General features: G+C 68.5%; 7 protein-coding genes. All 7 read left to right on the top strand.

Translation table 11 applies throughout. The features are described 5' to 3' along the window. The first annotated feature begins 12 nt into the window (after positions 1–12). The gene (locus tag G537_RS0129475) at positions 13–357 is read left to right on the top strand and encodes a proton-translocating transhydrogenase family protein (RefSeq protein WP_064742241.1); all 345 of its coding nucleotides are present in this window, start codon (positions 13–15) and stop codon (positions 355–357) included. A 42-nt stretch (positions 358–399) separates the two neighbouring features. Further along, on the top strand, positions 400–1,797 hold the full coding sequence (locus tag G537_RS0129470) for an NAD(P)(+) transhydrogenase (Re/Si-specific) subunit beta (protein ID WP_026873115.1): 1,398 nt from the start codon (positions 400–402) through the stop codon (positions 1,795–1,797). 234 nt (positions 1,798–2,031) lie between these two features. Beyond that, entirely contained in the window at positions 2,032–2,721 is a 690-nt protein-coding gene (locus G537_RS0129465) for a GntR family transcriptional regulator (RefSeq protein ID WP_026873114.1), read from the top strand. 58 nt (positions 2,722–2,779) lie between these two features. Further along, positions 2,780–4,483, top strand: a complete 1,704-nt coding sequence (locus tag G537_RS0129460; RefSeq protein ID WP_026873113.1) for a thiamine pyrophosphate-binding protein — start codon at positions 2,780–2,782, stop codon at positions 4,481–4,483. A gap of 74 nt (positions 4,484–4,557) precedes the next feature. Next, a complete protein-coding gene (gene frc, locus G537_RS0129455; RefSeq protein ID WP_026873112.1) occupies positions 4,558–5,787 on the top strand; it encodes a formyl-CoA transferase in 1,230 nt (409 codons plus the stop codon). A gap of 77 nt (positions 5,788–5,864) precedes the next feature. Next, the gene (locus G537_RS0129450) at positions 5,865–8,015 is read left to right on the top strand and encodes an acetate--CoA ligase family protein (RefSeq protein ID WP_051249295.1); all 2,151 of its coding nucleotides are present in this window, start codon (positions 5,865–5,867) and stop codon (positions 8,013–8,015) included. Positions 8,016–8,234: 219 nt separating this feature from the next. Beyond that, positions 8,235–8,703: ATP-grasp domain-containing protein (locus G537_RS0129445; protein ID WP_026873110.1), on the top strand; the 469-nt coding region annotated here is incomplete at its 3' end.

The following is an 8,703-nucleotide window of genomic DNA, read 5'->3' as shown; positions in this document are numbered from 1 at the left end:
GCGGCGCGGGGGCTGGCCGACCAGGCCCAGGCGCTGGCGGCGCAGGCGCAGGCGGCGACGGTGCCGGCGGGGGAGCACGGCTTCTTCCTGACCGGGCTGACGGTGTTCGTGCTGGCCTGCTTCGTCGGCTACTACGTGGTGTGGCGGGTGACCCCGGCCTTGCACTCGCCCTTGATGAGCGTGACCAACGCGATCTCCTCGGTGATCGTGGTCGGGGCGCTGATCGCGGCGGGTCCGGCGGTGGTCGGGGCGTCGAGCCTGCTCGGGGCGCTGGCGGTGCTGCTGGCCTCGGTGAACATCTTCGGTGGCTTCCTGGTCACCCGGCGGATGCTGGCGATGTACCGGAAGAAGGGCTGAGACGGCCCGTACAGGCGACAATCAGAGAAGGCGGGGGACGCGATGACGAGCCTGGCGGTGCTGGCGTATCTGGTGGCGGCGGTGTGCTTCATCATGGCGCTGCGGGGGCTGTCGAGCCCGGAGACGAGCCGGCAGGGGAACTGGTACGGGATCGCCGGCATGGCGATCGCGGTGGCGACGACCTTGATCCTGCTGCCGCAGGTGCGGAACTACTGGCTGATCGTGCCGGCGATCGCGCTCGGCGGCGGCATCGGCTGGGTGGTGGCGCAGCGGATCCAGATGACGGCCTTGCCGCAGCTGGTGGCGGCGTTCCACAGCCTGGTCGGGCTGGCGGCGGTGTGCGTGGCGGCGGCGGCGTTCCTCGACCCCGAGGCCTATGCCATCGGCACGCCCGGGGCGATCCATGTCGGCAGCCTGATCGAGATGGCGCTGGGGGCGGCGATCGGGGCGATCACCTTCACCGGGTCCCTCGTGGCCTTCGCCAAGCTGCAGGGGCTGGTCTCGGGCAAGCCCTTGGTGTTCCCGTTCCAGCACCCGCTGAACGCGGGGCTCGGGCTCCTGATCGTGCTGCTGATCATCTGGATGTGCGCCGGGCAGTCGGGGGCGGCGTTCCTGCTGCTGATCCTCATCGCCCTGGCCTTGGGGTTCCTGCTGATCCTGCCGATCGGCGGGGCGGACATGCCGGTGGTGGTGTCGATGCTGAACAGCTACTCCGGCTGGGCCGCGGCCGGCATCGGCTTCACCCTGCAGAACAACCTCCTGATCGTGACCGGGGCGCTGGTCGGGTCGTCGGGCGCGATCCTCAGCTACATCATGTGCAAGGGGATGAACCGGTCGATCGTCAACGTGATCCTGGGCGGCTTCGGCGGCGAGGCCAACGCCGCCGCAGGGGGCGGCGCCGCGGGCGACCGGGCGGTGAAGCAGGGGTCGGCGGAGGACGCGGCCTTCGTGATGAAGAACGCGCGCTCGGTGATCATCGTGCCGGGCTACGGCATGGCGGTGGCGCAGGCGCAGCATGCTCTTCGGGAGATGTCGGACCTGCTGAAGAAGGAGGGGGTGGAGGTGCGCTACGCCATCCACCCGGTGGCGGGCCGCATGCCGGGGCACATGAACGTGCTGCTGGCCGAGGCCAACGTGCCCTATGACGAGGTGTTCGAGCTGGAGGAGATCAACCGCGACTTCGCCCAGGCCGACGTGGCCTTCGTGATCGGGGCGAACGACGTGACCAACCCGGCGGCGAAAACGGACCCGGCGAGCCCGATCTACGGCATGCCGATCCTCGATGTGGAGAACGCCAAGACGGTGCTGTTCGTCAAGCGCTCCATGGCCTCCGGCTATGCCGGCGTCGAGAACGAGCTGTTCTTCCGCGACAACACCCTCATGCTCTTCGGCGACGCAAAGAAGATCAGCGAAGACGTGGCGAAATCCCTTGCGGCGTGAGAAGAACGAGAAGCACCACCTATCGCAAACCGTTTCCTCCCGACTGGGCCGTGTCACACCGTGGCACGGTCCTCTTTTTTGCATCGCAGCATAAACTGTCCGCGGGTCGAGTAAAAAAACGAAGACATCCGCTTTCCCGGCTTGCCGGACCGATTCTTCTGGTATACAAAATTCTGAATTCAGTCGACCAAAAAGCCTTCGCGGCCGGTCGCACGATCTGGGGCAGGGACGCCGATGCTGGTGGATGGGGTGACGCTCGATGTCGCGCCGCTGGCTGCCAAGGCCAGCTACAAGGCCAAGGCCTACCAGGCCCTGCGCGACGCGATCGTGCGCATGAACATCTACGGCCACAGCCGCCCGATCCGGATCGACGAGCGGCAGCTCTGCGAGGCGCTGGGCATCAGCCGGACCCCGGTGCGCGAGGCCATCGCGCTCTTGGAGCAGGAAGGGCTGGTGCGGTCGATGCCGCGGCGCGGCGTCTTCGTGGTGCGCAAGACCCGGGACGAGATCCGCGAGCTGATCGTGGTCTGGGCCGCGCTGGAGGGCATGGCCGCCCGCCTGGCGGCGGAGCGCGCCACCCAGGCCGAGATCGAGGGGCTGCGCGCCATGATCGCCGGCCAAGCGGCGGAAGCCGAGTCCTCGGAGCGCTTCGCCGCCGCCAACATCGACTTCCATCAGGCGCTGATCCGCCTCGGCGGCTGCGCCCTGATCACCGAGATGACCGAGACCCTGTTCCTGCACATCCGCGCCATCCGCTGGTCCCTGATCGGCCGGCCGGAACGGGCCGAGAGGTCGGTGGCGGACCACGCCGCCATCGTCCAGGCGCTGGCGCGGCGCGACGGGGATCTCGCCGAGACGCTGGTCCGAAATCATGCCCTCGACCTGTCGCGGTCGGTCGAGCGGCACGGGACCGGCTTCGAATGACCGCCCGGCGCCACGCGATGCCGTGCATCCCGAGCAAGAGGTGAAGGAGGAAGCGATCATGCCCGATACTGCAGTGAAGGAAGCGGCCGCGACGGAGGAGGTCATCTCCGGCGGTCACCTCGTGGCCAAGGCGCTCAAGGCCGAGGGCATCGACACCATCTTCACCCTCTGCGGCGGCCACATCATCGACATCTATGACGGCTGCCTGGACGAAGGCATCCGTATCATCGACGTGCGGCACGAGCAGGTCGCGGCCCATGCCGCCGACGGCTATGCCCGCGTCACCGGCAAGCCCGGCTGCGCCGTGGTTACCGCCGGCCCGGGCACGACCGACGCCATCACCGGCGTCGCCAACGCCTTCCGCGCCGAGAGCCCGTTCCTGCTGATCGGCGGCCAGGGCGCGCTCGACCAGCACAAGATGGGGTCGCTGCAGGACCTGCCGCATGTCGACATGATGAAGTCGATCACCAAGTTCGCGGCGAACGTGGTGACCACCGAGCGTGTCGCCGACATGTGCTCGATGGCCTTCCGCGAGGCCTTCGCTGGCGCGCCCGGCCCGGTCTATCTCGAGATCGGCCGCGACATCCTCGACGGCCATGTGCCGCTGAAGAAGGCCAGGCTGCCTGAAGCCGGCCATTACCGCTGGTCGACCAAGAGCATCGGCGACCCGCGCGACGTCGAGAAGCTGGCCGACATCCTGGTCCATGCGAAGAAGCCCTGCGTGCTGCTGGGCCAGCAGGTCTGGACCTGCCGGGCGGCCGATGACGCGATCAATTTCGTCCGTACCCTCAACATCCCGGCCTTCATGAACGGCGCCGGCCGCGGCACGCTGCCGCCGGGAGATCCGCACCACTTCCAGCAGACAAGGCGCTATGCCTTCGACAACGCCGACGTGATCCTGATCGTCGGCACGCCTTTCGACTTCCGCATGGGCTACGGCAAGCGCCTGGGCCGCAACGCCACGGTGGTGCAGATCGACCTCGACTACCGCACCGTCGGCAAGAACCGGGACATCTCGCTCGGCCTCGTCGGCGACTGCGGCGCCATCTTCGCCGCCGTCACCCAGGCCGTCTCCGGCCGGGTCGACAACGGCGCCAAGGCCCGCGAGCCCTGGCTCGAGGAGCTGCGGGCCGAGGAGGCGAAGATGGAGGCGTCGCGGCTGCCGAAGCTGAAGTCCGACGCCTCGCCGATCCATCCGCTGCGCCTGGCCTACGAGCTGAACGAGTTCCTGACCGAGAACACCGTCTATATCGGCGACGGCGGCGACGTGGTCACCTTCTCGGGTGGCGTGGTCAAGCCGCGGGCGCCGGGCCACTGGATGGATCCCGGCCCGCTCGGCACCCTCGGCGTCGGCGTGCCCTTCGCCATGGCGTCGAAGATCGCGCAGCCGGAGAAGGAGGTGCTCTGCCTCTTCGGCGACGGCACCTTCAGCCTGACCGGCTGGGACTTCGAGACCATGGTGCGGTTCGACCTGCCCTTCATCGGCGTGGTCGGCAACAACTCGCATATGAACCAGATCCGCTACGGCCAGATCCAGAAATACGGGCCGGAGAAGGGCAATGTCGGCAACAAGCTGGGCGACGTGCACTACTCCAAATTCGCCCAGATGCTCGGCGGCTACGGCGAGGAGGTGTACGAGGCCAGCCAGATCCGCCCGGCGCTGGAGCGGGCGCGGGAATCCGGCAAACCGTCGCTGATCAATGTCTGGATCGACCCCGACGCCTACGCCCCGGGGACCATGAACCAGACCATGTACAAGTAACGCGGCCGCGGGCGCGGGCTGAATCCACCGCCGCCCGCGCCCGTCCTGCACCGGCACAGATAGGGAGAGAGACCATGGGCAAGGCCCTGGATGGGGTGCGCGTTCTCGACATGACCCATGTCCAGTCGGGACCCTCGGCAACGCAGATCCTGGCGTGGTTCGGGGCGGATGTGATCAAGGTGGAGATGCCGGGCCGCGGCGACATCACCCGCTCGCAGCTGCGCGACAAGTCGAATGTCGACAGCCTCTACTTCACCATGCTGAACAGCAACAAGCGCAGCATCACTATCAACATGAAGTCGCCGCAGGGGCAGGAGGCCTTCGTCAAGCTGCTCGAGCAGTCGGACGTGCTGATCGAGAATTTCGGCCCCGGCGTGCTCGACCGCCAGGGCTTCCCGTGGGACCGGATCCAGAAGATCAACCCGCGGGTGATCTACGCTTCGGTCAAGGGCTTCGGCCCCGGCCCCTATGCCGATTGCAAGGCCTATGAGACCGTGGCCCAGGCCATGGGCGGGTCGATGAGCACCACCGGCTGGCAGGACGGTCCGCCAACCTCGACCGGCGCCCAGATCGGCGACAGCGGCACCGGCATGCACCTGGTCGCCGGCGTGCTCGCGGCGCTGCTGCAGCGGACCCAGACCGGCAAGGGCCAGCGGGTCGAGGTGGCGATGCAGGACTGCGTGCTGAACCTGGTCCGGGTCAAGATGCGCGACCAGCAGCGCCTGGCCGCCGGCCCGCTGCGGGAATACCCGAACAAGGAGTTCGGCGACGCCGTGCCGCGCTCCGGAAACGCCTCGGGCGGCGGCCAGCCGGGCCAAGCGCTGCGCTGCGCCCCGGGCGGCGAGAACGACTACGCCTATGTCATCATCCAGCCGCAGGGCTGGGCGCCGCTGATGCGGCTGATCGGCCGCGAGGAGCTGATCGAGGACCCGGCCTTCGCCACGCCGGAGGCGCGTCTGTCCCATCTCGACGAATGCTTCGGCATCATCGAGGGCTGGACCAGCCGGCGCAGCAAGATCGAGGTGATGCAGGCGCTGAACGACATCGACGTGCCCTGCGGCCCGATCCTCAGCATGAAGGACCTGATCGAGGACCGCTCGATGTACGAGCGCGGCATGCTGGTCGAGGTGCCGCACCCGGAGCGCGGCAACTACGTCCAGGTCGCCTCGCCGATCCGGCTCTCCGACAACGACGTGCCGGTCGAGCGCTCGCCGCTGCTCGGCGAGCACACGGATGAGATCCTGGCCTCGATCGGCTACGACGCCGACGCCATCGCCGCGATGCGCACCGCCGGCGCGATCTGACCTCACCCCGACAAACGACCGGATAGCCTCAGGTGGGTCCGGTCCTCCCCCACATCCTTTGCTGAGCGAGGACCGCCATGAATGGCCATGTCGACGTCCTGGACGACGCCCGGACGACCGCCCGCCGCATCCTTGACGCGGTGAAGCGGGACGGGCGCACCAGCCTGACCGCCCCCGAGGCCCGCGAGCTGTGCGAGGCTTGGCAGATCCCGATCCCGAAGGAAGCGCTGGCGACCACGGCCGACGAGGCGGCGGCCCAGGCCGAGGCGATCGGCTTCCCGGTGGTGCTGAAGATCGTCTCGCCGCAGATCCTGCACAAGACCGAGGCCGGCGGCGTGCTGGTCGGCGTCAAGTCCGCCGAGGAGGTCCGCGCCGGCTTCAAGCGCATCGTCGAGAGCGCCGGCCGCTACGACCCGAAGGCCGAGATCGTCGGCGTCCAGGTCCAGCAGATGCTGGTCGGCGGGCAGGAGGTGATCGTCGGCGCGGTCACCGACCCCAGCTTCGGCAAGCTGGTCGCCTTCGGCCTCGGCGGCGTGCTGGTCGAGGTGCTGAAGGACATCACCTTCCGCCTGGCGCCGGTTGACCATGACGAGGCGCTGTCGATGCTGGACGGCATCCAGGCCGCCGCGGTGCTGAAGGGCGTGCGCGGCGCGCCGCCGGTCGACCGCCAGGCGCTGGCCGACCTGATCGTCCGGGTCTCGCGCCTGGTCGACGCTGTGCCGGAGATCGTCGAGCTCGACCTCAACCCGGTCTTCGCCCGCACCGATGGCGCCATCGCCGCCGATGTCCGCGTGGTCGTCGACTTCGAGGCCAGGCCGGCCCGGCCGCGGCCGGCGAAGGACGCCATCCTCGCCAAGATGAACCGGATCATGCGGCCCGATGCGGTCGCCGTGATCGGCGCCTCGGCCGAGGACGGCAAGATCGGCAACTCGGTGATGAAGAACCTGATCAACGGCGGCTACAAGGGGAAGATCTATCCGATCCACCCGAAGGCCACGGAGATCCTGGGGCTCAAGGCCTATCCCAGCGTCAAGGACGTGCCGGGCGACATCGACGTCGCGGTGTTTGCGATCCCGGCCAAGTTCGTGGCCCAGGCGCTGACCGAGGTCGGCGAGAAGAAGATCCCGGGCGCGGTCCTGATCCCCTCCGGCTTCGCCGAGACCGGCAACCATGAGGGCCAGGAGGAGATCATCGCCATCGGCCGGAAATACGACATCCGCCTGATGGGCCCGAACATCTACGGCTTCTACTACACGCCGAAGAACCTGTGCGCGACCTTCTGCACGCCCTTCGACGTCCAGGGCCGCGCTGCCCTGTCGTCCCAGTCGGGCGGCATCGGCATGGCGATCATCGGCTTCAGCCGGTCGACCAAGATGGGCGTCTCGGCCATCGTCGGCCTGGGCAACAAGTCGGACATCGACGAGGACGACCTCCTGACCTTCTTCGAGCAGGACGATGCCACGCAGGTGATCGCCATGCATTGCGAGGACCTGAAGGACGGCCGCGCCTTCGCCGAGGTGGCGAAGGAGGTGTCGAAGAAGAAGCCGGTGGTGGTGCTGAAGGCCGGGCGCACCTCGCTCGGCGCCCGTGCCGCCAGCTCGCACACCGGGGCGCTGGCCGGCAATGACAAGGTCTATGACGATGTGCTGCGCCAGTCCGGCGTGATCCGGGCCAAGAGCCTGCAGGACCTGCTGCAGTTCGCCCGCGGCATCCCGGTGCTGCCGGCGCCGAAGGGCGAGAACGTGGTCATCATCACCGGCGCCGGCGGCTCGGGCGTGCTGCTGTCGGATGCCTGCGTCGACAACGGCCTGTCGCTGATGGCGATGCCGCCGGACCTCGACGCCGCCTTCCGCAAGTTCATCCCGCCCTTCGGCGCGGCCGGCAATCCGGTCGACATCACCGGGGGCGAGCCGCCGACCACCTACCGCAACACGGTGAAGTTAGGGCTGGAGGACGACCGCATCCACGCGCTGATCCTCGGCTACTGGCACACCATCATCACACCGCCGATGGTGTTCGCGAAGGTGATCACCGAGGTGGTGGACGAGATGCGGGCCAAGGGCATCAACAAGCCGATCGTGGCCTCGCTGGCCGGCGACGTGCAGGTCGAGGAGGCGGCGCAGTATCTCTACGACCACGGCATCGTTGCCTACCCATACTCGACCGAGATGCCGGTCGCGGTGCTGGGGGCCAAGTACCGCTGGGCCCGCGCCGCCGGGCTGCTGTGAATCAGGCATAGGCGCAGGGAAGGGGCGGTTCCGGGCATCGGCACCGCTCCCCCTCACCCGAAATCGCCAGGGCGATTTCGGCCTCTCCCGGGCGAGAGGTGACGTTTCCCTCTCCTCGGGGAGAGGGAGGGGGCCCGGCGCGCAGCGACGGGAGGGTGAGGGGGAGGGACGCCGATCGTGGAAACCACCCTCGAACCGGCACCTCAGGAAGGGCAGGGCATGAACATCCACGAGTATCAGGCGAAGGGGCTGCTGGGGCGCTACGGCGTGCCGGTGCCGCGCGGCGGGGTGGCGTACACGCCGGAGGAGGCGGTGCGTGTGGCGGAGGGTCTCGGCGGCGGTGTGTTCGTCGTCAAGGCGCAGATCCATGCCGGCGGCCGGGGCAAGGGCCACTTCCAGGAGGATCCGCAGGGCAAGGGCGGGGTCCGGGTGGTGAAGTCGGTCGAGGACGTCGCGGCGAATGCTGGGGCGATGCTGGGCCGGACGCTGGTGACGGTGCAGACCGGGCCGGCGGGCAAGGAGGTCGGCCGGGTCTATGTCGAGGAAGGCTGCGACATCGCCCGCGAGCTGTACCTGTCGCTGTTGGTCGACCGCAAGAGCGGCCGGGTGACGATCATCGCCTCGACCGAGGGCGGCATGGCGATCGAGGAGGTGGCGGCGGCGACGCCGGAGAAGATCCTGACCATCG

This window comes from Inquilinus limosus DSM 16000 (assembly GCF_000423185.1).
Lineage (GTDB): Bacteria > Pseudomonadota > Alphaproteobacteria > DSM-16000 > Inquilinaceae > Inquilinus > Inquilinus limosus.
The sequence above is the reverse complement of the archived record's forward strand: the minus strand, read 5'-3'. Positions and strand labels throughout refer to the sequence as shown.

Bases quoted from the DNA above. Each gene is read 5' to 3' on its own strand.
- G537_RS0129460 (WP_026873113.1), top strand. From the start codon at position 2,780: ATGCCCGATACTGCAGTGAAGGAAGCGGCCGCGACGGAGGAGGTCATC.
- G537_RS0129450 (WP_051249295.1), top strand. From the start codon at position 5,865: ATGAATGGCCATGTCGACGTCCTGGACGACGCCCGGACGACCGCCCGC.
- G537_RS0129470 (WP_026873115.1), top strand. From the start codon at position 400: ATGACGAGCCTGGCGGTGCTGGCGTATCTGGTGGCGGCGGTGTGCTTC.
- frc (WP_026873112.1), top strand. From the start codon at position 4,558: ATGGGCAAGGCCCTGGATGGGGTGCGCGTTCTCGACATGACCCATGTC.
- G537_RS0129465 (WP_026873114.1), top strand. From the start codon at position 2,032: ATGCTGGTGGATGGGGTGACGCTCGATGTCGCGCCGCTGGCTGCCAAG.